Consider the following 25,579-nt stretch of genomic DNA (forward strand, 5'->3'; position numbering starts at 1 on the left):
TTGGTTAAAAATTTTCAAATAAAGTAATGTTATGAGAAAACAATTTTTATTTATATTTTTAGCCTTGATTGTAGCTAATACAAGTCAGGCGCAAGGAAAAACGACTCGTATTGGTTACATCGACATGGAATATATTTTGGAAAATGTTTCTGATTATAAAGAGGCAACAGCCCAATTAGAGTTAAAAGCTCAAAAATGGAAACAAGAAGTAGAATCCAAAAAATTAGATATAAACAAGCTTAAGGAAGGCCTTAAAGCTGAAAAAGCCTTATTGACGAAAGAGCTTATTGACGAAAGAGAAACTGAAATTAAGTTCCTGGAACAGGAAATGCTGGATTATCAGCAAAAACAATTTGGATCTGACGGGAATTTAATGCATCAAAAAGCTGCATTGGCAAAACCAATTCAGGATCAGGTTTTTACTGCTGTTCAGGATATAGCTGAGGCTAAAAATTATGATTTTGTTTTTGACAAATCATCAGATTTAACAATGCTTTTCAGTAATAAAAGATTCGACATCAGTGATCAGGTTTTACGTATTTTAAACAGAACTGATAAACGAGAGCAATTGACTAAAAAACAATTGAAAGATCAGGAAGTTAAAGAAGGTAAAGAAAATGCCATAGATGAAAATCCGGCATTACAAGACAGACAAAAAGCACTGAATGAAAAGAAAGCTGCCAGAGATAAATTGATTGAAGACAGAAGATTAGAGCAGGAAGCTAAGAAAAAAGAATACGACGACAGAAGAAAAGCAATACAAGCTGAAAGAGACGCTAAAAAAAATGGCACGGTTTCTGAACCTGCAAAAACAACTGAGGCAGCCACCAAAACAACTGAAGCAGTTAAAACTGACGGAACAGCTAAAACGGATGGAACAACAGCCAAGCCTGCTGCCGGAACTGAAGCCACAACAACAGAACCTGTTGTGGACAAAGCTGCAGAAAGACAAAAGCTTTACGAACAGCGTAAAAAAGAATTAGAAGAGAGAAGACAGAAGATTTTAGACGAAAGAGAAGCGGCTAAAAAAGCGAAAGAGGCCGAAACACAAAAAGCAAATACGACCAATAATTAATTAATATTTTTAAAAACGATGAAACAAATCAAAACTTTACTAATTGCTGCCATACTAATTTTAGGAGCAAGTAACACAATTAACGCACAAGCTAAGGTAGCTCATGTTGATGTTAGCGAGATTATGTCGAAAATGCCTGCAATGCTGGATGCTCAAAATCAACTACAAAAATTAAGTGGTACATATGATGCAGAATACAAAAAAATGGTTGACGAATATCAGGTAAAAATTAAAAAGTACGAGACTGAATCTACAACAGTAACTGATGCTGTAAACGGAGAACGTTCTAAAGAAGTTCAGGACATGCAAAAAAGAATTGTTGACTATAGAGACAATGCACAAAAAGAACTACAACAAAAAGAAACTGATATCGTAAAACCTTTAATGGAAAAAGTAAGAGCTTCTATCCAAAAAGTTGGAAAAGCTAAAGGTTTCCAATATGTATTAGACGGTTCTACTTTATTATTAGCTGATGGACCAAACATTACTGCTGATGTAAAAAAAGATTTAGGATTCTAAAAAACGAATTCTTTCAATAAAAAACTGCTCAATTCTTTTAAAAGTTTGAGCAGTTTTTTTTTACAATAAATTAAAATTAAAAAACAATAATATTCATAGATTTCAGTTAAATTGAAATATAAATTTATTTCAAAAAACACTAAATTTGTACTATGACGAATAATAATCCTATAGGCGTTTTTGATTCCGGTATTGGAGGAACTTCCATCTGGAGCGCCATTCACGATCTGCTTCCAAACGAAAAAACCATATATTTAGCCGACAGCAAAAATGCTCCTTATGGTCAAAGAACTAAAGAAGAAATTGTTGCGCTCAGCAAAAAAAATGTTGATTTTTTACTCGAACAAAACTGCAAACTAATTGTTGTAGCCTGTAATACAGCAACAACAAATGCAATTCGTGAACTTCGTGCAGATTATGATGTTCCGTTTATAGGTATTGAACCTGCAATTAAACCCGCAGCCAATAATTCTAAAACTCAGGTTATTGGTATTTTGGCCACTAAAGGAACGCTGAACAGTGAGTTGTTTAATAAAACTGCCGAAATGTTTCAGCATACAACAATTATCGAACAAGTAGGTCATGGACTTGTCCAACTTATTGAAGATGGAAATTTATATTCGCCGGAAATGACACAATTGCTAGAGTCTTATTTGCAGCCAATGATTGAGGCCAATATTGACTATTTGGTTCTGGGTTGCAGCCATTATCCGTATTTGATTCCGCAGATAAAAAAGATACTTCCGGAACACATTCAGATTATAGATTCAGGAGAAGCCGTTGCAAGACAAACTCAAAATATTCTACGCGAAAAAGTGGGTTTTACAAACACCCCAAATACTGATCCTGTATTTTATGTCAATTCAAATCCTGAAGTTTTAAAATCAATTTTAGAAAACAAATATTCTGTCGTCGAAAAAGATTTTTAAACGCCTACTCCAACTTTCGCTTGACGAACCATATCCCGTCTAAAGACAAATTGACTGATATTTTATGATAATTTTCTTTTATTAGATTATCTGAAATTCTTCCTTTTTGCCCGTATGAATAGGAAATATTTACAGCAGAAAAAGTATTTTCAATAGGAAGTGAAAGCCCTATAGAAACGGCAGCATCATTGACTCTTTTTCCGTCTACTTCCAGATAACCGGTATCCAAATTTAAACCTGTCGAAAACTGAACCGTATCCCAATATTTCCTCACATTCTTTTTGGCTCTGTACGTAAATCCAAGTGCAAATCTGTCCTGGTTTACAAAATCTCCATATAATTCAGATTGATTGGTATCATTCCATAAACTCTTTTCGTAATCCAGCGTCATGTTCAAATTATTCTTAAACCGTTTGCTTATTCCTATTCCAATTTCCAATGGCATATAATAATCATCTGTATCAGTTGCTAAATCAGATTCAATACTAGTTGATACATTATTGGTAAGAGTTTGAACTGATTGTACTTTTGAAGCATTGATTTGTGCCGGCAATTTAAAAGTTGTCGCTATGGTAAAAGTTGAATCAATTTTATATTGTGCGCCTAATGTAGCGCGCAAACCGCTGTAATCTGTTTTTTTATTGATTGTTGTTATTGAATTTGCAATTAGAAAATTTCTATCGTCTACAGTATTTCCAAACAAAACTGCTGCAGAAACTCCAACTGACAATTTCTTTCCAAACCGATATCCATATGAAAAATCAAAATTATTTAATCCGCCAGAACCTGCGGCAGTTAGATAATAATATTCCTGACTGTTTGAAATTGGCAGTTTTAAATTGGAAATTTTAAATGTCGAACTCGAATATGGCCGCAAAGCAACACTAAATCCGGAATTTTTGGTAACCGGAAAAGCAAAAGCAATATGCGAAAACTGAAAATTATTACGTTTTTCAGATCTTGAACTGCTTTGATATGTAGTTGCGATAGCATTTCCGCCAATATCAAACATAAAGTGACTTTGTGGCAAGTATCCTAAGGATGCAGGATTCAGATTATTGATAAAAGTATCTGAGGGCAAAGCCATTCCGGACGAACCGATAGACGGAAGTGATCCAAAATCAGAATCGAATAAACTTCCCACGCCATATAACGAATAAGGTGAACTTGAAATACTTTGGGCAAATGAAGTCAGCGACATTAAAATGGCACCACTTAAATAAACTATTTTATTTTTCATTAATAAGAGATGTAATAAATTTTCAGTTGAATTTTATTGTTCAAATGTTTTTGATCTCCTAAAACAATTCTGTTTACTGTTTTAGAAATTCCAGGAAGCGTTAAAATGAGAGAAGACCTGGAATCAGATTGCTTCAGTATTTCTTTCTGCAAAAAACCTCCAATAGGAATTGTGTAGCCTATATTTTCATTAAACTCATCGCTTTTTTTATTTAAAATTCCATAAACAGTAGCTCCTGCAGAATTTAATAAAGGACTGCTAAGTCTGTTTAAATTATCGGCTACGTATACTTTTATAGAATCTGCGAGAGGATATTTATCTGAATAAGAATTGTTAACGGGTTTCAAAAACAATTGTGCATCGACTACGGCGCCCTTGTCAGAAATACGCCTGAACTCTTTTATATTTGGAAAATCAATTCTGCAGGCAACTCCGGTTCCGGACTGAATAAATCCCTGATTATTGGTTAGTGAACTTGACAATTTGCCGGTAGAAATGGGTAAATTCTGAATTACAGTTCCTGTTTTATCTAATGAAATTGAATTGAACTGCTTTGTCCCGTCAATAATAGAAAAATCTATAAAATAAGGCGTTTCTTCAGTATCTGACTGATATTTTGAATAATATAACCTGACTTTACTGGTCGTAGTATTAAACCCGATAATACTGGAAGAATTTGTATTTGAAGGCACAAGAACAAGTCCTTTTAAATATTCGGTAAAACTGTCGAAATCTGTAATTTCTCTTTTCTTCAATTTTTGAAAAAGCTCTGCTCCTAATGCATCGCTCATTTTTATGTTGATAGAATCTCTTTCTACAGGACGAGGTTTGTATGAAATCGTACCGAGACTTTCGCTGCTATAATTTAAAGCTGAATTATTATAAAAATTATCATCTTCTGTGTTTGGTTTTACTTTTTGAGTCAAACGATGAATATCAAATGTCTGCACTTTTGTGGTATCGCCATAATAGTAATTATCATATTTTAGAATCATTGAAATAGAATCAAAAACATAATTAACCGATTCTGTATCTGAACCGTTGTTTATCAAAGCATATGACGTTGAGGATAATTGAAAATAGCTGTTTGATTTTACCTTCCCAAAAACAGGGTCATCATAATCTCCAATCAAAATTCGGCTTTCGCCGGAAGTTACAAGCGAGTCTAAATTTATCGTAGACATATCGACCGTAAGGGTATCAATTAAAATGACTTTATTATTTATAGCTAAATAATCTGACCCAACAACAAATTCTCCGGCATCAGCATCAGTGCCGCATGAAACAATTGCAATTGCAAAAAAGAACATCAATATAAACTTGTGCATAATCAATTTTTTGAACAAATATAAAATGCACGCTTCGGGACTTCACTATAACATATACAGTCTCGCTTATTTAGCCTATAAATAGTAAAAAACCATCTACAATAGATAAATACATGCAAATAGTTCATTCGACCTCAAAAAGGGCTATTTAGTCTATCAAAAAGTGCCATACATATATCTTCTTTTTTTTAAAACCATTAGCCACCTACTTTTGAACCAATAAATACGTAATGAAAATAAGGGTTTTAATTTGTTCGTTTTTTTCAATTTCATTTTTTAATATGAATGCTCAGGAAAAAATTTTAGTAGATATGAATTTAAAAACAGAGCCAACGGATAAAATTGATTTTAATGAAAGTACTATTGGTGTAAAATTCAATAAAAAAATAAACTCCGAAAATCAAATAACAAATACATTAGAATATTCGAATTTGAAAGTGAATTATGATTTAGGAAGTTTTAACACATTTGAAAATTTGGATGGATTTAATCAAATTCAGAATAAACTTGAAATATCTCATGAAATTTCAGATGCAACAAAACTGAATTTTACTATTACACCTACAGCAAATTTTGAACATCATTTTTCTGCTTCTGATCTTTCGCTTTTAGGAAGTTTTGAGATTAACCAACGATTAAATTCAAATTTGAATATTAGTCTTGGCGCTGCCAGATCAGCCGTTTTTGGTTATCCTAAATTCATCCCTGTTTTATCGATAAACTATCAAATGAACGACAAAAGTAATTTGCTGATTGGGTTTCCGGATTCAAAAATCTCATACTCCAATAATATCAGGAACAAATTCAGTTTGACAAATAGCTTTAATGGCAATTTTTACAATTTAGACAACCAAACTAATAATGCTGCAAAAGCTAGTTTATCACAAATGACTTCATCATTTGACTATGAAAGAAATGTAGATAAAAACTGGTTTCTAAATTTTAAGGCGGGATATGACTTTAATAAAAAATATAACCTGATCGATACTGACAATCATAAAGTGTATGATTTTAATATTAGTAACGGATATATTCTGGGCATTGGGATCAAATACAAACAATAAATAAATTTAATACACTATGAATAATTTAAAAAAAGGAATATTATTCGCGGCTTTGTTTTCGAGTCTCTTTTTTATAAGCTGCAGCAATGATGATGACGATGATGATTTAATAGGAAACTGGATTAAAAAATCAGCCTTTGACGGACCGGCAAGATCTAGTGCAACTAGTTTTGTGATAGGAGATTATGCTTATATAGCAACAGGTTATACGGGCGATGTATATTTGAAAGATTTATGGGCATACAATTCTAATGGAGATTATTGGGAACAAAAAGCTGATTTTACAGGAGTTGGAAGAAGTTCTGCGTCAAGTTTTACTTTGAACGAAAAAGGATATGTTGGTCTTGGTTATGATGGAACTAATAAACTCAAAGATTTTTATCAATACGATCCTACGAGCAACAGCTGGACTCAAAAAACTGATTTTGGCGGAACGGGACGTTATGCAGCTGTAGGTTTTCAGGTTGGCGGTAAAGCTTATTTTGGAACCGGTTATGACGGAAATTATCTTAAGGATTTTTATCAATACGATGATCAGTCTAATACCTGGACGCTTGTAAATGGTTTTAGCGGAAACAAAAGACGTAATGCTACTGTTTTTGTAATTGCTGACAAAGCTTATTTGGTTACAGGAGTCAACAATGGCGTTTATCAGGAAGATTTTTGGGAATTTGATCCTGCAACTGATGTCTGGACGAGAAAACGTGATATTGATAAAGATACTGACGACGATCCTACATACAATGACGATTATGCCATTATTCGTGCTAATGCTTCTAGTTTTTCTATGAACGGATTAGGTTATGTTGTGGGTGGAGAAAGTATAAAAACGGTTTGGGAATATAATCCGGCTACAGATCTTTGGGGAGAAAAAACTCCGATGGAAGGCGCTACACGAGCAGATGCTGTTGGTTTTGCCATTAACAATCGAGGTTTTTATATGTTAGGCCGCATTGGTTCTACTTATTTTGATGATGCCTGGGAATTTAAACCTTTAGACGAACAAAATGATGACGATAATTAATACTAAAAAACAATTCTTCTGGGGTAAAATCCAGAAGAATTTATTGTTTATTTTGCTTGTTTTGCAATTTGCTGCGTGCACAAAAAAAGAAACTTTTAAAACCGAATCCTTCAAAACAACATCGGGTTGGGGATATTCAATTGCCTATAAGGATAAAACGGTAATCAAACAATCTATTATTCCGGTAATAGTTAATAATAAGAGTTTTTCGACAAAAGATGATGCGTTGAAAGTGGCAAATTTAGTGGTACAAAAACTCAATCAGCATATATCGCCAACGGTAACAAAAAATGATTTAATTTTATTAAAAATAAAATTCTAAATGAAGATCGATACCATTAAAAATACCAGTTCTAACAAAATTTTGTTCCATTGCATCATATGGATTTTCTTTATTCTGACTTCTTTAATTCAGTTTTACGAAAGTCCGTTTAAGATTAATACTGATTTTTATGTGCAATGGTTTACAGGAATTATTTTGTTTTACCTGAACTATTTTTACCTGGTTCCTGCTTTGCTTCTGCAAAAAAAATACTGGCTTTATTTTGCTTTTGTTTTTATTCTGATTGCTGTTTTTATGATTATCAGAATTAATTATTTTATTCCTGATTTCAGAAATCTAAGGCCGCAGAGTATGATAACGTCGAGGATAATGCCAACCGAACCTAATATTTTTCTTAAAGGAAAACATTTAAGATTACAAATGAGGCAGCCGCTATTCTTTAAAATCGGGCCTTCATTTTTCTATATTTTAATTATTACCATAAGTGCGATTATTCGAACACTTACAGAATTTTATAACAACCAGCAAAACAAATTAATTGCCGAAACTCATCGAACAAATACCGAATTGATTTATTTGCGCAAACAAACCAATCCGCATTTTTTATTCAATTCCTTAAATAGTATTTATTCTTTGGCACACAAGAAATCTGATTTGGTCCCTGATGCCATCGTGACATTGTCTGAATTAATGCGCTATATGCTGTATGAAACAGATAATAAAACGGTGGCTTTAGAAAAAGAAGTCAATTATATTCAGAATTATATCGAACTGCAAAAACTGAGACTTAACAATATTGAAGACATTGTGATCAACGTTCACGGCGATACGAGAAATAAATTTATTGAGCCTTTATTGCTGATTTCGTTTGTCGAAAACGCCTTTAAATACGGAACTGATTATAAAGGTGCTGCACATATAAAAATCAAAATTATTATTCTGGACAATAGCCTTGATTTTTGGATAGAAAACACCATCGAAAACTATATAAAAGACCCTGAAAATTCAGGAATTGGATTAGTAAACATCCAAAACCGACTGGATTTACTTTATCCGAATGCGCACGAACTTAACATTATACAAGACAATCAATATTATCGTGTGCATTTGAATTTAAAATTAGATGAAATTCAGAATGCTATAAATTAATGCAGCGAATGATTTTATTTTATGAAAACTTTAAAACTTAATTCATTGGTTTAAAAGTACTTTTGAGCACCAACAAATCTTAAAAATTTAATTCCCAACAGATGAAATGTGTAATTATAGACGATGAACCTTTAGCGGTTGAATTATTAGAGGATTTTGTTCGAAAAGTAGATTCGCTTGAATTGATTGCTACTTTTAATAACGCAATTGATGCCGTTTCTTTCATCAATCAAACGAATGTTGATTTGATTTTTCTGGACATTCAGATGCCGCATTTCTCCGGAATTGACTTTTTAAATACGATCGAAAAAAAACCATTGGTTATTTTTACCACCGCTTATTCTGATTATGCTGTTGAAGGATTTAATCTTGGCGCTGTTGATTATTTGGTAAAACCTATTCCGTTTCATCGTTTTTTAAAATCTGTAGTTCGGGCACAGCAAGTCTTAAATCCTGCAGCTGCTGTTCAGGCTATTTCTGAAAACACAACTGCACCGGAATTAGAACAGGATTTTATGTTTGTAAGAGCAGAATATGAAAATGTAAAAATGAATTTCTCAGACATTCTATTTATTGAAGGTTTGAAAGATTATGTAAAAATTTATACCACAGACAACAAATTTACTTTAACCTTAATCAGTTTAATAAAGTTAGAAAATTTGCTTTCCAGCAAAGGATTTTCAAGAATTCACAGGTCTTATATCATTAATATAAAACACGTAAAATCGATTCAGAAAAATAAAGTTTTGATTAGCGATAAAAGAATCCCAATTAGCGAAAGTTATAAAACTGCTTTTTTCGAAAGAATCAATTTGTGATTTATAAAGTTTCAAAAAATAGAAATTCCAAATTCCAATAGTGTTATACTTTATTGGAATTTTTTGGTTTTACGATTTGCGTGAGTGATAGAAGTAGAAAGCCCACAGCCTGACGAAGAAAGTGCGAGGACTTGAAACGGATAGCCAATCCGCCGCGGCGGACACGCCCAAACTAAAATAAAAAAACCGATACTTATAAAAGCATCGGTTTGTATTTTTATGAAAATGTTTTTGTTTTGAATTTAGATTTTATTTATCGTCTTTAAACCAGCCTGAATACATGACGTAATTATTGGAAATACGCTCGATTTCGCCTGCAAAATCAGATTGGTCAATATCTTTTACTTTTTTTGCAGGAACTCCGGCATAAATACTTCCTGAAGTTACCACCGTATTCTGCGTTAAAACGGCTCCGGCCGCAACAATAGAATTACTTTCTATAACGCAATTATCCATTACAATAGCACCCATTCCTATCAAAACATTATCATGAACGGTACAACCGTGAACAATGGCATTATGGCCAATCGAAACATTATTGCCAATAATAGTTGGGTGTTTTTGATACGTACAATGAATAATTGCTCCGTCCTGAATATTCACTTTATTTCCTATTTTGATAAAGTGAACATCTCCGCGGATAACAGCATTAAACCAAACGCTGCAAGATTCTCCAAAAGTAACATCGCCAACAATAGTAGCATTTTCGGCAACATAACAATCCTCTGGAATCAAAGGCGATTTTCCGTTTACAGATTTAATCAGCATAATAAATTAGTTAATAGCCGGACAGTTACAATCGTAACGTTCCTTGGTACAAAATAAATTAATTCCTAAGGTAATCTGGTGATAGCCGCCAGTATCAAATTTTACATCGCCCATAACTTGTGAATAGGTATAAGCAAACATGAAATTCTTGAAGTTAACACCTATTATAGGTGTAAAATATTGTAATTTTTGAGATGAAACTCCGCTTCCGCTACCATATTGTGCTCCGTCAAAACTTCTTCTGTACGATAATGCAGCCCATAAACTTCCAAAATCCATATTTTTATACGCTTTCAGGTTTACATCAAGTGATTTTTGTTTCGTTTTATCAAATAATTGAAATAAAATTGAAGGTTCCCAGGTAACATTTTCTCTTTTACCAAAAACATACCCAACACTCAACAAGAATTTTCTCAAATTATCACTTTCATATTCGGTGTACAATTCTCTTCTGGTTTCAAGCAAACCCTGAACCGTTGCATGGGCATAAAAATCAAGGTAATTATAAGAAGCTCCAACATCAAGATTAAAATAAGAATCTTTTTGAATGGATCCGAAAACGATAGGATCAAAAGTTCCTCCAAATTTAGTTTCATCTAACTGACTCTGAATCAAGCCTCCGCTAATACCAAATGACAACTGATTTAGATCGACTTCATCTCTTGAGAACATAATATGATGCGCATAAGTCAATTTTACCCCTTTTTGAGAATGATAACCGTTTTCGTCATTAAAAATAATAACTCCGGCACCGGATCGCTCCCCTATTCTTCCGTTAAAACTTAACGTTTGAAGTGATGGCGCGTCATCCTGACCAAACCATTGTTTTCTTGCTGTTAATCTAATTTTTGCACAATTTGCCGCGCCCGCCATAGACGGATGTATCAAATAATAATTGTCTGATAAATAATCTGAATAAACGGGAATTCCTTCTTGAGAATAAGAATAAAATGTCGTGATGAAAAAGATAAATAAAATCTTGATTCTAAATTCCATAAAGGCAATTTGTTTAAGTATATTTTCTGACTCTCATAATTTAATACGATTTATTTGAAAAGAGTCTTAATTATTTTATTAAAAAACCAAATATAGGTATTAGTAGAAAATAACTTTACTAAATTTGTAAAAAATTACAAATCATGACAAAAATCACTATAAAAGAAACTCAAAATCCTACTATTTTAAAATTTGAGTTTGAAGATTTCATTACTCAAAATCAAAATTTTGAATTCAAAAATATTGATGAAGCACAAGCATCACCTTTAGCACAACAATTATTTTATCTTCCATTCGTAAAAACAGTCTATATTTCAGGAAACTTTATTGCTATCGAAAGATATAGTATTGTAGAATGGGATGATGTAAAAGATGCTGTTGCAGAACAAATTGCAGCATTTGTAGACAAAGGCGGCGTTATTATTAAAATCGACGAGAATCAAACCAAAAAACAGCCTATTACGGTTTATGGGGAAACAACTCCAAATCCATCTGCTTTAAAATTTGTGGTTAGCAGAATGTTGACCAGAAATGCTGTTGAATACAAAAATATCGATCAGACGGCTTCTTCTCCATTAGCAAAAGAATTATTTAAATTTCCGTATGTAAAAGAAGTTTTTATTGATGAAAATTATATTTCGGTAACTAAATATGACGTTAACGAATGGGATGAAATCACGTTAGAAGTAAGATCGTTCATCAAACAATTTATCGAAAACGGAGGAACTGTTTTGGATGAAACATTGATTGAAGTTGCTACTAAAAATGATATCACCAAAGATGAAGCATTTGATAAATTAGATGTGACTTCGCAGCAAATTATTAATATCCTCGAAGAATACGTAAAACCTGCAGTTGCCGCTGACGGTGGAAATATTGCTTTTGACTCTTATAATGAAGAAGACAAAACGGTAAAAGTAATTTTGCAAGGTGCTTGCAGCGGTTGTCCTTCATCGACTTTTACACTAAAAAGCGGAATCGAAAATATGTTAAAAAGCATGTTGAACGATGAAGGTATCAAAGTTGAAGCTTTAAATGCATAACATTTATTTTAAATAATAGCAAAAGCGTCCGTCAATAACGGGCGCTTTTTTTATGCATATCTTATTTATTATCAGGAAATTATTTTAACAAAAAGATTGTTATTCTGCAAAAAAGGTTAATATTGTAGTATAAACTAATTCAAAAAACATAACCATGGGAGTATCATCATTTTTTAAAAATTTATTTGGCTCAGCCAAAGAAACCGCTTCAGATCTTGCTGTTCAGGCAGAAACTACTTTTGAACATGCTAAAGAAGCCGCTGCTCCTTATGTAGAAAAAGCCGAAACTTTTGCCGAAGAAACTTTCGCAAAAGCAAAAGAAGCTTCAGAACCAGTTCTAGAAAGTGCGGTTGAATATGCGCATCAGGCAAAAGACATTGTGAGCGAATATGTTGAAAAAGCATCCGATTCAATAAGTCATGTAATTGATTCTGTAAAAGAAAAAACCGGTGATCTTACAAATGATACCCAAACAGCTGCTGCTGAAACCCTAGTTGATGCAAGCGAAAAAGCAGAAGATACAGCAGATAAAGTTATTGACGAAACTACAGACAAGGAATAAAAAATTACTTCTCTTTGTAAGAATAAATATCTTTATATTTGCATTTTTTAATATACCTTCTCAAAAGAGAAGGTTTTTTTTATTCTACAAAACATGATGAGTCCAGAACAACTTAGCACTTACGCCACAAAATTCATTGACGTATTAGTTGACTATTCGCCTAAATTAATTTCGGCATTTCTAATTTTATTTGTTGGTATATATGCCATCCGATTAATTAATAAAATCATAATTAAAGTAATGGTCCAAAGAAACTTAGATCCTACTTTAACCAAATTTCTTTCGGACATTTTAATTTGGGCATTGCGAATTTTATTATTTGTAACTTTTATTTCAAAACTCGGAATCGAAACTTCATCGTTCGTTGCTATTTTAGGTGCAATGGGACTTGCAGTAGGTTTATCATTGCAGGGTTCTCTTTCTAATTTTGCGGGGGGAATGTTAATTATTGTTTTCAAACCTTTTAAGGTTGGAGATACGATAGAAGCACAAGGCGTAATTGCAACTGTACTAGAAATTCAGATTTTTGTAACGAAGATGCTTACAGCCAATAACCAAACGGTTTTTGTACCAAATGGTGCTTTATCAAATGGAACAATTATCAATTATTCGATGCAGGGAGAAAGAAGAGCTGACTTGACTTTTGCGGTTTCTTATGATTCTGATATTAAAAAGACAAAAGATATTCTTTTAGAAGTTTTAACTAAAAATCCTAAAGTGCTTAAAAAACCTGCACCTGAAGTTTTTGTAAAGAACTTAACGGCAAGCTCAGTAGAATTTGCAGTGCGTCCGTGGGCGAAAAACGTAAATTACGGATCTGTTTTTTCTGAGACTTTAGAAAATTGCAAAACGGCTTTAGACGAAGCAGGAATTTCCGTTCAGCCTTTTACCGTTCAAAAATAAAGTAGTTTTATTGTTTTTTTGATGGAGGTGCCATCATAAAATCTTTTAAATAATAAGGTTCAAAATAAGCGACATCTACAGTGTCGCTTATTTGATATTTATCATAACTGATTTTACTCATTGCTGCTGCTGAAGGATATTTTATTTCTTCTAGAAAAATAAAATTCTCTTTTGTTAAAACGGGTTTGCATTTCTCGGCACAATCGCCAACAAAATAAACCGTTTCGGTAATATCTGCAAAAGAATCTTCTGTAATAACTTCGGCCTGAATTGCTCTTTCTGTTTCTAATTTAGTATTAAAAACAGCACTATAAACTTCCATTCTTCTTGCATCAAGCATCGGAATAATTTTTCCATCAGAAACATTGGCCTGAGACGCTAAAGTCTGCAAAGTATCTACTGCAATAAGCGGAAGGTTTAAAGCGAAACACAATCCTTTTGCTGCAGAAACTCCTATTCGTAAACCTGTGTAAGAACCCGGTCCCTGACTTACTGCAATTGCAGCTAAATCCTGAACTGAAATTCCGGCTTCGGCAATAACTTCTTCAATAAATACATGCAGCTTTTCGGCATGCGAATAGCCTTCTTCTGCAATTTCTTTACACACAATTGTTTCACCATTTTTTGCAATGGATACTGAACAGTTTTTAGTAGCCGTTTCGATATTGAGAATAAAAGACAATGTATTTATTTTTAAAAATTAATTATTTATGTCAGGCTGAACATCCCAAACACTAGACGCTTAGCCTGACAATATCTTAAAATATATTATTTATTTCTTTGGTAAATCTGCTTTTTTAAGTTTCACTTTATCACCCGAATTTAATTCTTTAGAAACAGTTGTATAAGGTCCGGTTATCACTACATCACCCGATTTTAATCCTGACATTACTTCAATATTAGTATCGTCCTGAATACCTGTTTTTATTACTCTGATTTTAGCTTTATCACCTACTTTTACAAAAACACATTCGAATTTTTTATCGCTTTTTGGTGCATCTTTTTTGTCTTCGTTTGGATCCTCAACTTTAAATTCTTTTACAGCCGTAGTATCAGATTTAACTACTACAGAACTAATTGGCACTGCTAAAACATTTGCTTTTGTTTGTGTAATAATATCCACTGTAGCGGTCATTCCTGGTCTAAAAGGGGAATATGTATCTGGTTTTCCTTCTAATAAATCCTGGTATGAATCTTTAAGAATACGAACTTTAACTTTAAAATTCGTTACCTGATCTGATGTCAGAGTACTGCTGGCAGAATTAGAAATGCTTGTTACGACTCCTCTAAATTTCTTTTTTAGATAAGCATCAACTTCGACATTTGCTTCGTCTCCAATTTTTATTTTAACGATATCATTTTCATTTACGTCAACTTCAACCTCCATATTATTAAGGTTTGCCACTCTCAAAAGTTCTGTTCCTGCCATTTGCTGCGTTCCTAAAACACGCTCGCCTAATTCAACATTTAATACTGAAATAGTTCCGTCAGCAGGAGCATAAATAGTAGTACGCCCTAAATTGTCTTTTGCTTCTGTTACAGATGCAGACGCACTTTGAACATTGTAATAAGCATTTTGTTTAGTCGCTTTTGCAACTTCATAAGTTGATATGGCCTTCTCCCAATCCGATTTTGAGATTACACCTTTATCGTACAATGTTTTATTACGATCGTAACTTGCTTTTGCTTCTCTGTAACTGGCCTCAGACTGGGTTAAACCGGCTTTGGTTCCGGATAAATTAGCAACAGACCTGTCTAATCCTGAAGTATATAAATCCGGATTTATTTTTACCAATAAGTCTCCTTTTTTAACAACCTGACCTTCTTTTACATTTAATGCTATGATTTCGCCCGAAACCATTGATGAAATTTTTACTTCAATTTCCGGCTGGATTTTACCTGTTGCCGAAACAGTTTCAACAACTGTAGAAGCCACTACTTTTGAAATTTCAACTTCTTTTCCTTCATCCTTATTTCCTATTACTCCTGATTTTGAAAGACCAACCAAAATGGCAATCAAAAGGATTGCGCCGCCTAATAAGAAATAAATTGTTTTTTTTGACATAATAAATTATTTTGTGATAATTGGGACAATTGGAATTCCAAAATAGAATTCAAGTATCTTTATTTTAAACATGTAATCGTATTTTGTTCTAATTACGTCTGACTGTGCATTTGTCAATAATGTCTGAGCCTGAGTAAAATCGAATGAATTCATTAAACCTACATCATACTTTTCTTTAGCATAATTGTAAGCTTGTTGTCTTGCCTCTAAAGTTACAGTTGACGATTCGTAAGTGTTTAAAGCTCCTCTTGCATTTGTAAAAGCAGTGTAAACGTTACGTTGCAAATCTAAACTTTTTTGTTCTAAATCTATTTTAGATTTCTCTAAACTTACTTTACTTCTTTCAACATTATTTCTTGCAGAAAATCCGTTGAAAATAGGAACAGAAAGCTGAAGTCCAAAAGATTGTCCTTTATTATCATTGAACTGATCAAAAATCGGAGCCGGACCTCCTAAAATTGGCGAATAATTATTTTGCAATACCGCCTGATTTGTACCTTCAACAAAACCTATTTGGTTAGTTGGTTTTGCGGTATTTAAAGTAGAACCTGTAATGATATCCGAATAACTTGCTCTGGTATTAAAGTTATAAAAAGCACTCAAAGTTGGTTGATATGCGCCTTTTGCAATAACTACATTTTTCTGAGCAATTTCAAGATTTGTTTGTGCCAGTTTTAATTCTGTTCTGGTTTCTTTTGCTTTATTATAAATATCAATTGGACTTTGCGCCATGATATTATTCTCATCCTTTGCATCAGTATCATCAATTACATCAAAATCTGCAAATTCTTTTAACTGTAAAAGCTGTGCTAAACTTAATTTTGAGATTAACAGATTGTTTTCTGAAACAGAAATATTTTGTTTATCTGTTGCAATAGTAGCTTTCAGATCATATAAATCACCTCTTGGAATTGTTCCGGCGTTTACCATTTCTTCTGAACGTGATAAACGTTTTTCATCAATCGTTAATTGCTCTTTTTTTACTTTTAGTTCTTCTTTATAAGACAAAATCTGAAGAAAAGCATTAGCTACATTCAGCGAAATATCTTCCTGCATTTTCAGCAATTGATATTGTGAAGCTACAATAGCCAATTTTGTTCTTCTGTAATTATTTTGATTTTGTAAACCTTTGTAAATATCAACCCCGACAGAAGCACCAACAGATGAGTATTGAGTCGTTGAATTTTGAAGCAAACCTGTTGTAATATTCTGATTCAAACCAATGTTCCAGGAATGGGAAGCATTTGCATTAACCGAAGGCAGAAAATTACCTAATGCGCCCTTTTTATCAATGGCTGCATTTTTTACATCTAACTCTGATAATTTTATTGTGATATTATTATCCAATGCATATCTCACACATTCTTCAAGTGTCCATTGTTTTGTTTGTGCCTGGCCTGATAATCCAAAGCCAAATAACATAGCAAAAACAAGACTATTAATTTTATTTATTTTCATATATTTTATATCAAAGTGTAGCAAATGTACTACGCAAATTTAACATTTTTTAAAACCAAAAAACTTTACTGTTTCAGATTATTTTTTTTCTCCTTCATTAATTAAGCCCTGATTCCAGATTTTAATTTTATCCGTGTTTTTTAGACCGTTTTTAACCTGAACATAAATTCCGTCGCTAACTCCTAATACTAAATCTTTTCTTTGAAATTTCTGTGGAGTTGTTTCGACTTCAACATATGGTTTTTGAGTTTTTTTATCAAATTGTACTAATGATTCTTTGATTGCTAAAACTTTATCTGCTTTCTCTAAAATAATCGAAGCGTTTGCACTTAACCCGGCTCTGATAAAGGTAGCGTCTCTGTTTTCTAAAGAAGCTTTAATTTCAAATTGAATTGCACCGTTTTCAACTACACCTTTTGGTGCAATATCAGTTAAACGCGCATCAAATTTTTTATTTTCAATTGCCCCGATTGTAATTTCGATTGGCATTTGAACTTTAATTTTTCCTACTTCAGATTCGTCAATTTTTCCAATAAAAATCATTCTTCCAACATCTGCAACACTCGCAATTGTAGTTCCTTCGTTAAAGTTATTACTTTCAATAACCTGGTTTCCAACTTTTACAGGAACCGCCAAAACCATTCCGTTTACTGTTGAACGAATTAGGGTATTTGCATAACTTCCTAATGATGTTGTTGTTCCTGTTTTTACGATATCCAAACTTTGTCTTGCAGCAAGATAGTTTTGTTTTGCCTGTGTGTAAGCTAATTGGGCAGCATCAAAATCATTTGCAGAAATTACATCTTTATCAAACAAAGTTTTTTGTCTTTTGTAGATTTTTTCCTGATTGTCTAAAGCAATTTTAGCCGTTTGCACTTGATTTTGAGTAGAACTCACATTCGAAACGTTTGCTACAACTCTAATTTTCGCAATCATATCGCCAGCCTTGATTTTTTGACCTGCTTTGATATATACATCTTCAATAATACCAGAGATATTTGGTTTGATTAGAACCTCTTCATCCGGTTGAATATTACCTGTTGCGATTGTATTTTTTACGATCGTTTTAATTTCAGCTTTTTCAGTTTGAAACACAATTGGTGACTCTTGATTTTTAGCATATAAATAGTATAATGCGCCAAAAAAAACTATAGCTATAAAAATTAAAATGGTTACAGTTACTCCTTTTTTCATTTTGTTCTTGGTTTAATCGATTATTTTTGATTGATAATTTTATTCTGTTCGTAAAGCGTCTACAGGCTTCACATTTATGGCGGTTTGAGCCGGAATAAACCCTGCCAGCAAACCTGATCCTATTAATATTAATAAAGCAACAAATACAACTCTTAAGTCAACACTTGGGTTTGCAAACATCGTATTACTTCCCGGCGGCATCGAATCCAGTACCATATTCAGGAGCGCAATAATTCCGGTTGCGACGGCAATCCCTAACATTCCTGAAATAATAGTCAAGAAAATAGATTCTGATAAAATTTGTCCGCGAATAGCGCCCGGAGTTGCTCCTAATGCTCTACGGATTCCGATTTCTTTCGTACGTTCTTTCACTACGATAAGCATGATATTTGAAATACCAATTACGCCCGAAATCAAAACTAAACTTCCTACAAAGTAAGCAATTACCTGCAGAATATTAAACAAACTCTGAACCTTATTAAATTGTTCGTATAAATCGAAATTTCCTACCGCGCGATCATCTGAAGGATTAATAGAATGCAATGATTTTATTAACTCTAAAATCTTTGGTTTTAATGACGTTATAGAAGTTTCGTCTTTGGCAGTAAGTGCCATCCAGCCCACTTTATCTCCGTAATTAAAAGCTTGCTGAAAAGTAGTGAATGGTACAAAAATATTTTTTTGTTCCTGTTCCGCGTTTCCTCCTTGTTGTTTAGAGTTGTAAACTCCAACCACCATAAAATTAACGCCATTTACTTTTATATAAGTTCCTACTGCTTCTTCTTCTTTTCCGTAAAGCTCACTGATAACTCCTTTTCCAATTACAGCAATTTTTCGTCTCTCGTTAATATCCTGCTGATTGATAAAACGTCCTTTTATAATATCCATTGGCTGTTGTTTAATCAGCTCCGGATAATCTCCATAAATAGTAAAAGAGGAAGTTTTAGTACCGCGAACCACATTATTTGTTCCGTTAAAATCCCCTAATTGATTTCTTGGCGAAACATATAATAAATCCGGCAAAGCTGCTCTTAAAGCTGCAACATCGCTGTTTCTAAAATCATATCGACGCGTTTTAGGCAATCCTTTATAGGCTTTTGATGTTGTCTGACTCCACATAAACATGGTGTTTGTGGCGATTCCGTCAAACCCTTTTTTTACTCCATTTTCAAGACCTTTTCCGGCTGCAAGTAATATTACCAAAATAAATATTCCCCAAAATACCCCAAATGCAGTTAGGACTGTTCTGAAAACATTGGCTGTTAAAGCCTGTAAAATCTCATCCCAATTATCTTTTTTAAACATAATTATTCGTCTCTAAGTGCTACAATAGGTTTAATTTTGGCGGCTCTGTATGCTGGGAAAAATCCAGCCAATGCACCCGCAAATACAAGTAAAACAAGTGTTGTTAATGCCACACTGAAATCTACTTCAGGATTCTGAAAATATTCACTTTGCACCATTGGACCAACAAATTCTAATAATAATAAACTTGCCAGCAATCCCACAAAACCTGCAATAGTGGTAATGAAAATAGATTCGTGAAGTATCATTGAAATGATCGAAAATGGCGATGCGCCTAAAGCTTTTCTAATTCCAATTTCCTTAGTTCTTTCTTTTACGATGATAAGCATGATGTTACTTACGCCCACAACACCGGCAATAATGGTACAGATACCAACCCACCAAAAGAACAATCTGATGTAAAGGTTCAGGTCATAAAATTGTTTAGCATCCTTAACAGAATTATATACGCCAACGCCACCATCATCATCAGGAGCAACTGTATTTCTGCTTTTTAGCAAGTCTTTTAAATCTTGCGTAAATTTTTCAGATTGGGCTAAAGCTTCATCATAATTATCTGTTTTTTTCATCGTAAAAAACAGATTACTAATTTTATCTCCGTTCCCAAAAGCTCTTTGTACAGTAGTTAACGGCAAATAAGCTCTTGTTTCTTCTCTTTCTCCTCCCGGATCAGTAAAAACTCCAACTACTTTAAAATTGATACCGTTTATTATGATTTCTTTCCCTAAAGGATCTTTGTCTTTAAACAGATCTGTTTTAACTTTCATTCCAATAGTAGCAACTTTTTCGTTGTTGGCTAAATCATTACTATTTATATATCGTCCTTGGACTATCGTTAGGTTTTCAACTTTGCCATAATCAGGCGTAACTCCTCTATATTGATAACTTCCTGATTCTTTTCCGTACGAAAATGGAGCTCCCCAATAATTATACGTAGATGCTCTTAAATCTAATTTGTCATCAAATTTTTGTACCGACTGTTTGTAATCGGCATCTCTGTACTGAATTTGTCTCCCCGGATTTAATCCTTTAAATTCTTTGGTTGTTGTTCCTGACCAAACTTCAATAATCCCGGCGGCATCGCGCTCAAATTGTTTCTCAATTCCGTTTTGAAGCCCTTTACCGGCGCCCAGCAAAATCACTAAAATAAAAATTCCCGAAGCCACAGAAATTCCGGTTAAAAATGTTCTTAACCGATTTTTAGAGATTGCCTCAAATATTTCCTGCCAACGCTCAATATTAAACATAAGATGACGCTCTAACTTGTTCTACCATTTTATCATCGATAATCAGTCCGTCTTTCAGGACCACATTTCTTTTGCACATTGCGGCAATATCCGGTTCGTGTGTAACGATCAAAATAGTTTTACCTTCATCGTTAATTCCTTGAATAAGTTCCATAACCTCATACGAAGTTTTGGTATCCAAAGCTCCAGTTGGCTCATCGGCCAATAAAACTTTTGGGTTCGATGCTAACGCTCTTGCAATTGCAACACGCTGTTTTTGTCCTCCTGAAAGTTCATTTGGCAAGTGATGGGAATGAGAACCCAAACCTACTTTCTCCAAATATTTCATAGCAATTTCATAACGTTCTTTTCTCTTTATACCCTGATAGTACAAAGGCATCGCAACATTATCAAGAGCCGTTTTATAATTGATTAGATTGAAAGACTGAAAAACAAATCCTAAAAACTTATTTCGATATTTAGAAGCTATCGTCTCGTTCAGGTTTTTAATCGAAGTATTGTCTAAAATATAACTACCAGAATCAGCTTCATCAAGAATTCCAAGAATATTAAGAAGTGTAGATTTTCCAGATCCTGATGATCCCATAATCGCAACCAATTCGCCTTCTGCGATATTAAAATTAATTCCTTTTAACACATGCAATTCTGAATTTCCCATTTTATAGGACTTGTGTAAATCTTTGATTTCGATCATGGTATTGTTAAATTTTAAAACAATAATAACATTTTTATTAAGTAATTTATGGTAAGAAAACGTTAATAATTCCGTTTTGTTATTTGTATAAGACTCAATTTGTTGTCAAATGTTACACTTTTTTAAGATAATATAATTGTTTTCTTAATTTTGCATGACTTAAAAAATCTTAACGATGAAATTTTCTTCGATTCCTTCTTTATTTACGGCACTTATGCTGCTCGTTAGCTGTTCTACATCTCAAAAATTAGAAACCTTAAAACCAGAACCAGATGATGCAAGTCCGTTGGTTTATGATGCCAATCCTTCTTTTATCAATTTGCCTATTACAGTAAAACTAAAGGATATTGAAAACCAAACCAATGCCATTTTAAACGGATTAATTTACGAAGACAATAACATTGAAGATGATGATATTGAAATGAAAATCTGGAAACAGGCTCCGATAAAAATTCAAAATGATCCCGCAAATCCGGATAAAAAGATAAAAACAATTCTGCCATTAAAAGCCACCATTAAATACCGAATTGGGACTAAAAAATTAGGCGTTGAACTTTATGATACACGCGAATTTAACTTAAACGGAGTAATAACATTATCAAGTGAAGTTGCTTTGACCAATTGGAAACTGAATACCAAAACCGAATTCAAATCATTAGACTGGAGCGAAAGTCCAACAATGTTAGTTTTTGGAAAAAGTATGCCTATAACCTATTTAGTAAATCCGGCAATTTCTATTTTTAAATCAAAAATTGAAAAAAGCATAGATCAGGCAATCGAAAAATCAATGGATTTTAAGCCGAATGTTTTATCTGCTTTAGAAAAAATTTGTACTCCTTTCCAGATGAGTGATACGTATGAAAGCTGGTTAAGAATTGTTCCTGTTGAAATTTATTCGACTACTGCAAAACTGAAAAATGATCAGTTTATATTAGATATGGGAATGAAGTGCAACATGGAAACCATTGTTGGCAAACAACCCGAATCTAAATTTAATGCCAGCAAAATTGTTTTAAAACCTGTTGCAAAAGTTCCGAATCAAATTTCAGCAAATATTGCAGCAATTTCTACTTATATAGATGCTTCAAAAATTATGACCAAGAATTTTGCCGGACAGGAATTTGGATCAGGAAGTAAAAAAATTACAGTGAAAAATGTTACGATTTGGCATAAAGATGGCAAAATGGTTATTGCGCTTGACGTTTTAGGATCTATAAACGGAACACTTTATTTAAACGGATTTCCGCAATATAATGCGCAGACAAAAGAAATCTATTTCGAAAAACTAGATTATGTATTAGATACAAAAAGCAAACTAATGCGAACTGCTAGCTGGTTGGGTCAGGGATATATATTAAGAAAAATGGAAGAAAGCTGTCGTTATTCTATTCAGCCAAATTTAGAAGAAGGAAAGAAAAGTATGGCGGCTTATCTAAAAAACTATTCTCCGATGCCAGGAGTATTTGTAAACGGAAAAATGGAAGATATCCAGTTTGATAAAATTCAATTGACAAATCAAGCCATAATAGCTTTTATCAAAATAAACGGAACTGTAAATGTTTCTGTAGACGGAGTGAAATAAGATCGAAATAAATAAACAGATTAAAATAAAAAGAAAAAAGCAGAATAATTATTCTGCTTTTTTCTTTTTAGACTGATACATTCTGTAAATCAGAACACCAATTATAGCAACAAGCAAATACGGAATTACCATTAAATAAACGATACCATTGTTTACTGCTTCTGCTTTTTTTACATTTGAATCTCCCGCAAGTGCTGCACGGCACATAGCACATTGAGCGTTAGCTGCAAGAGAAAAGAATATAGAGAAAAGAATATAAATATATTTATTCGATGAACTTCTCTCTAAATTCTTTTCTACATTTTCCAATCTATTATATTCTCTATTCTTTATTCTATTTTCCATTTTCCATTTTCCATTTTAAGCATAATAAGGAGAAATCATTAAGAAAACCACAACACCCGTAACCGCAACATATAACCAAAGCGGAAAAGTTATTTTAGCTATTTTTCTATGTCTGTCAAATCGTTCTGCAAGGGCTCTTACATAAGAAATTAACACCAGCGGAATAATAGCAATAGACAATAAAATATGCGTTATTAAAATAAAGAAATACACATAACGCAGTGCACCAATTTTAGCCGTTTCAGCCAAATCAAGAATTCCATCATGATTTAAATCACCAAATTTAGTAGAATCAGCTGTCATGTGATAAGCAACATACATTCCTAAAAAAGCAACTCCTAATACAATTGCCAAAGTCATTAAACGTTCGTGCAGTTTCCGTTTTCCATTTTTAATGGCAATTACTGCCAAAACCAAAACAACAGCACAAATTCCGTTTATTGTAGCGTAAATTGGAGGCAAAAATGAAAGTGGCTCTACATTAATTCCAAAATCCTTCAATTTAATTGCGAATAATATTCCAACTAAAACCGGAATTATAATTGAAACGGCAACAATATATTTATTGTATTTTTTTTCTAATGAATGATCTTCCATTTTTATTCTGCTAATAATATTTTAATATCTTCCTGAATATCTCTAACCCCTTTTTTGTCTAATCCGTCATAATATAAAATTGGATTTCCAAAATCATCTTTTCTGCAGCGAATATTTCCATCTTTATCAATTAAAGCGAATAAACCAGAATGCTCAAAACCACCGTTTACTTTAGAATTTTCACCAGCATATAAATTAAAACCTTTGTTCGATAAATCCATAATAGTTGCCCTGTCTCCCGTTAGAAAGTTCCAGTTTGAAGATTTTACTCCCAACAATTTAGCATGCTCTTTTAAAACTTGCGGCGTATCGTGAACAGGATCAATAGTTATAGAAACAATTCCGAAATTAGGATTTCCAAAGAATGTTTTCTCTATTTCTAACATGCTCAAATTCATTTTCGGACAAATAGACGGACAAGTAGTAAAGAAAAATTCTAAAACATAAACTTTGCCTTTATAAGCTGCATTCGAAATTTTAGCATTATCCTGATTTGTCAATTCAAATTTTGGCGCTGGTCCGATAGTCAACAATTTAGAATCAGATTTTGAAGACTTCAAACCTACATTATCTAAACGATTTCCCTTAACAACTTCACCATTTTTTATTCTGTCTACAATTTTAGGCACAGCATAAATTCCGAAAATTAAAATGATAAACGAAATTCCGATATATGATTTATTTTTAAACATATGATATAAAGATTAAAGTTCTTTTGTTGCGTTGTGGTTCTTTTTAAGAGCTGCGCGATATTCGTATAAAATGATCTTGAAATCATCCAGCATTTCATTACTCAAATCAGATGGATGAAAAGTATCATAACCTTCTTTGTACTCCTCTTTATTATCTTTTGTAACTCCTTTTCTGCCTCTTAAATTTCTTTCTTTATCTACAATATAAACATTTGAAGTTCCAAGGTTATTATCGAGCTTTCCTTTCAACTGCAATTGGTTATAAAATGTTTTGATTTCTTCTGGAGAAGCAAAAACAAAATGCCATCCTGAAACATCAGTAAAAGCCCCTAAAGATTCAACAATTTTCTGAGCATCATTTTCTGTTCCTAAAGGACAGATAACTACAAACTGTAAATCTTTAAAACCATTATAGCGTTGGTAAATTTTTTCGTTTAGATTAAAAAAATTCCCTCTGTTTTTTAAAATTTCAGAACCTGAAAAACCAAGAATCGTGATTTTATTATTTAAAGTTACTTTTTCTCCTTTAAGGAATTTCCAATTACCAAGATCGGCGATTTTAGGAGTTATAACAGGAAGTTTAGTAAAGCTGTTTACACCTGAAGCAAAAAATAAATAGGCTACAATTGGCAAAACAAAAAGTACAAAGAGAACTATATTTTTTTTCATTTTATTACCGAAGTTATTGAGGTACAAAAA

Annotated in this window: 27 protein-coding genes; 12 read left to right on the forward strand and 15 right to left on the reverse strand. The window is 32.9% G+C overall.

Features of this window, described 5'->3' with window-relative positions:
* Positions 1 to 31 precede the first annotated feature (31 nt).
* The 3 genes from ACZ0AH_RS19925 to murI all read left to right on the forward strand — a co-directional run bounded on the left by ACZ0AH_RS19925 (position 32) and on the right by murI (position 2,523).
* The gene (locus ACZ0AH_RS19925; protein WP_463477507.1) at positions 32 to 1,075 is read left to right on the forward strand and encodes an OmpH/Skp family outer membrane protein; all 1,044 of its coding nucleotides are present in this window, start codon (positions 32 to 34) and stop codon (positions 1,073 to 1,075) included.
* 18 nt (positions 1,076 to 1,093) lie between these two features.
* Complete coding sequence (locus ACZ0AH_RS19930; protein WP_463477508.1) at positions 1,094 to 1,594, forward strand: OmpH/Skp family outer membrane protein; 501 nt, start codon at positions 1,094 to 1,096, stop codon at positions 1,592 to 1,594.
* Between the two features lie 152 nt (positions 1,595 to 1,746).
* Entirely contained in the window at positions 1,747 to 2,523 is a 777-nt protein-coding gene (gene murI / locus ACZ0AH_RS19935) for a glutamate racemase (protein ID WP_463477509.1), read from the forward strand.
* Positions 2,524 to 2,527: 4 nt separating this feature from the next.
* On the opposite strand, the gene ACZ0AH_RS19940 is transcribed toward murI, so the two are convergent.
* The gene (locus tag ACZ0AH_RS19940) at positions 2,528 to 3,763 is read right to left on the reverse strand and encodes an aromatic hydrocarbon degradation protein (RefSeq protein WP_463477510.1); all 1,236 of its coding nucleotides are present in this window, start codon (positions 3,761 to 3,763) and stop codon (positions 2,528 to 2,530) included.
* Complete coding sequence (locus tag ACZ0AH_RS19945) at positions 3,763 to 5,091, reverse strand: DUF4270 family protein (RefSeq protein ID WP_463477511.1); 1,329 nt, start codon at positions 5,089 to 5,091, stop codon at positions 3,763 to 3,765. The genes ACZ0AH_RS19940 and ACZ0AH_RS19945 overlap by 1 nt, the downstream gene beginning before the upstream one ends.
* 311 nt (positions 5,092 to 5,402) lie before the next feature.
* On the opposite strand from ACZ0AH_RS19945, the gene ACZ0AH_RS19950 reads away from it, so the two are divergent.
* The 5 genes from ACZ0AH_RS19950 to ACZ0AH_RS19970 all read left to right on the forward strand — a co-directional run bounded on the left by ACZ0AH_RS19950 (position 5,403) and on the right by ACZ0AH_RS19970 (position 9,429).
* Entirely contained in the window at positions 5,403 to 6,155 is a 753-nt protein-coding gene (locus tag ACZ0AH_RS19950; protein WP_463477512.1) for a DUF6268 family outer membrane beta-barrel protein, read from the forward strand.
* 16 nt (positions 6,156 to 6,171) lie between these two features.
* The gene (locus ACZ0AH_RS19955) at positions 6,172 to 7,179 is read left to right on the forward strand and encodes a Kelch repeat-containing protein (RefSeq protein ID WP_463477513.1); all 1,008 of its coding nucleotides are present in this window, start codon (positions 6,172 to 6,174) and stop codon (positions 7,177 to 7,179) included.
* Positions 7,163 to 7,501 (forward strand): DUF4907 domain-containing protein, encoded by a 339-nt coding sequence (locus ACZ0AH_RS19960; protein ID WP_463477514.1) that lies wholly within the window; start codon positions 7,163 to 7,165, stop codon positions 7,499 to 7,501. The genes ACZ0AH_RS19955 and ACZ0AH_RS19960 overlap by 17 nt, the downstream gene beginning before the upstream one ends.
* Positions 7,502 to 8,611: a sensor histidine kinase gene (locus ACZ0AH_RS19965; RefSeq protein ID WP_463477515.1), complete on the forward strand. Its 1,110-nt coding sequence runs from the start codon at positions 7,502 to 7,504 to the stop codon at positions 8,609 to 8,611.
* 101 nt (positions 8,612 to 8,712) lie between these two features.
* Complete coding sequence (locus ACZ0AH_RS19970; protein ID WP_463477516.1) at positions 8,713 to 9,429, forward strand: LytR/AlgR family response regulator transcription factor; 717 nt, start codon at positions 8,713 to 8,715, stop codon at positions 9,427 to 9,429.
* A 249-nt stretch (positions 9,430 to 9,678) separates the two neighbouring features.
* Here the strand turns inward: ACZ0AH_RS19970 and ACZ0AH_RS19975 are convergent, their stop codons facing one another.
* Both ACZ0AH_RS19975 and ACZ0AH_RS19980 read right to left on the reverse strand, forming a co-directional pair.
* The gene (locus ACZ0AH_RS19975; protein ID WP_463477517.1) at positions 9,679 to 10,197 is read right to left on the reverse strand and encodes a gamma carbonic anhydrase family protein; all 519 of its coding nucleotides are present in this window, start codon (positions 10,195 to 10,197) and stop codon (positions 9,679 to 9,681) included.
* Positions 10,198 to 10,203: 6 nt separating this feature from the next.
* Positions 10,204 to 11,193, reverse strand: coding sequence for a PorP/SprF family type IX secretion system membrane protein (locus ACZ0AH_RS19980; protein ID WP_463477518.1), 990 nt, complete (start codon positions 11,191 to 11,193; stop codon positions 10,204 to 10,206).
* Positions 11,194 to 11,336: 143 nt separating this feature from the next.
* Here ACZ0AH_RS19980 and ACZ0AH_RS19985 point away from each other — a divergent pair, with 143 nt between their 5' ends.
* From ACZ0AH_RS19985 to ACZ0AH_RS19995, 3 genes are all read left to right on the forward strand, one after another.
* A complete protein-coding gene (locus ACZ0AH_RS19985) occupies positions 11,337 to 12,236 on the forward strand; it encodes a NifU family protein (protein ID WP_463477519.1) in 900 nt (299 codons plus the stop codon).
* Between the two features lie 154 nt (positions 12,237 to 12,390).
* Positions 12,391 to 12,798 (forward strand): YtxH domain-containing protein, encoded by a 408-nt coding sequence (locus tag ACZ0AH_RS19990; RefSeq protein ID WP_463477520.1) that lies wholly within the window; start codon positions 12,391 to 12,393, stop codon positions 12,796 to 12,798.
* 93 nt (positions 12,799 to 12,891) lie between these two features.
* Entirely contained in the window at positions 12,892 to 13,701 is an 810-nt protein-coding gene (locus ACZ0AH_RS19995; RefSeq protein ID WP_463477521.1) for a mechanosensitive ion channel family protein, read from the forward strand.
* Positions 13,702 to 13,708: 7 nt separating this feature from the next.
* Here ACZ0AH_RS19995 and tsaB read toward each other — a convergent pair whose 3' ends face one another.
* The 7 genes from tsaB to ACZ0AH_RS20030 all read right to left on the reverse strand — a co-directional run bounded on the left by tsaB (position 13,709) and on the right by ACZ0AH_RS20030 (position 21,664).
* Positions 13,709 to 14,383, reverse strand: a complete 675-nt coding sequence (gene tsaB / locus ACZ0AH_RS20000; protein ID WP_463477522.1) for a tRNA (adenosine(37)-N6)-threonylcarbamoyltransferase complex dimerization subunit type 1 TsaB — start codon at positions 14,381 to 14,383, stop codon at positions 13,709 to 13,711.
* 90 nt (positions 14,384 to 14,473) lie between these two features.
* On the reverse strand, positions 14,474 to 15,766 hold the full coding sequence (locus ACZ0AH_RS20005) for an efflux RND transporter periplasmic adaptor subunit (RefSeq protein WP_463477523.1): 1,293 nt from the start codon (positions 15,764 to 15,766) through the stop codon (positions 14,474 to 14,476).
* Between the two features lie 6 nt (positions 15,767 to 15,772).
* A complete protein-coding gene (locus ACZ0AH_RS20010) occupies positions 15,773 to 17,224 on the reverse strand; it encodes a TolC family protein (protein WP_463477524.1) in 1,452 nt (483 codons plus the stop codon).
* A gap of 78 nt (positions 17,225 to 17,302) precedes the next feature.
* Positions 17,303 to 18,418: an efflux RND transporter periplasmic adaptor subunit gene (locus tag ACZ0AH_RS20015; RefSeq protein WP_463477525.1), complete on the reverse strand. Its 1,116-nt coding sequence runs from the start codon at positions 18,416 to 18,418 to the stop codon at positions 17,303 to 17,305.
* Between the two features lie 39 nt (positions 18,419 to 18,457).
* Positions 18,458 to 19,723, reverse strand: a complete 1,266-nt coding sequence (locus tag ACZ0AH_RS20020) for an ABC transporter permease (protein WP_463477526.1) — start codon at positions 19,721 to 19,723, stop codon at positions 18,458 to 18,460.
* A 2-nt stretch (positions 19,724 to 19,725) separates the two neighbouring features.
* The gene (locus ACZ0AH_RS20025) at positions 19,726 to 20,970 is read right to left on the reverse strand and encodes an ABC transporter permease (RefSeq protein ID WP_463477527.1); all 1,245 of its coding nucleotides are present in this window, start codon (positions 20,968 to 20,970) and stop codon (positions 19,726 to 19,728) included.
* Complete coding sequence (locus ACZ0AH_RS20030; RefSeq protein WP_463477528.1) at positions 20,963 to 21,664, reverse strand: ABC transporter ATP-binding protein; 702 nt, start codon at positions 21,662 to 21,664, stop codon at positions 20,963 to 20,965. Before ACZ0AH_RS20030 ends, ACZ0AH_RS20025 begins: the two co-directional genes overlap by 8 nt.
* Before the next feature lie 175 nt (positions 21,665 to 21,839).
* Here ACZ0AH_RS20030 and ACZ0AH_RS20035 point away from each other — a divergent pair, with 175 nt between their 5' ends.
* A complete protein-coding gene (locus tag ACZ0AH_RS20035; RefSeq protein ID WP_463477529.1) occupies positions 21,840 to 23,246 on the forward strand; it encodes a DUF4403 family protein in 1,407 nt (468 codons plus the stop codon).
* Positions 23,247 to 23,294: 48 nt separating this feature from the next.
* Here the strand turns inward: ACZ0AH_RS20035 and ACZ0AH_RS20040 are convergent, their stop codons facing one another.
* The 4 genes from ACZ0AH_RS20040 to ACZ0AH_RS20055 are packed head-to-tail and all read right to left on the reverse strand — an operon-like array spanning position 23,295 to position 25,549.
* The gene (locus tag ACZ0AH_RS20040) at positions 23,295 to 23,591 is read right to left on the reverse strand and encodes a hypothetical protein (RefSeq protein ID WP_463477530.1); all 297 of its coding nucleotides are present in this window, start codon (positions 23,589 to 23,591) and stop codon (positions 23,295 to 23,297) included.
* A gap of 15 nt (positions 23,592 to 23,606) precedes the next feature.
* Positions 23,607 to 24,188 (reverse strand): DUF420 domain-containing protein, encoded by a 582-nt coding sequence (locus ACZ0AH_RS20045; RefSeq protein ID WP_463477531.1) that lies wholly within the window; start codon positions 24,186 to 24,188, stop codon positions 23,607 to 23,609.
* Between the two features lie 2 nt (positions 24,189 to 24,190).
* Entirely contained in the window at positions 24,191 to 24,880 is a 690-nt protein-coding gene (locus ACZ0AH_RS20050) for an SCO family protein (RefSeq protein ID WP_463477532.1), read from the reverse strand.
* 12 nt (positions 24,881 to 24,892) lie between these two features.
* Positions 24,893 to 25,549, reverse strand: a complete 657-nt coding sequence (locus ACZ0AH_RS20055; RefSeq protein WP_463477533.1) for a hypothetical protein — start codon at positions 25,547 to 25,549, stop codon at positions 24,893 to 24,895.
* Positions 25,550 to 25,579: the final 30 nt, after the last annotated feature.

The organism is Flavobacterium sp. AC105, from assembly GCF_979258495.1.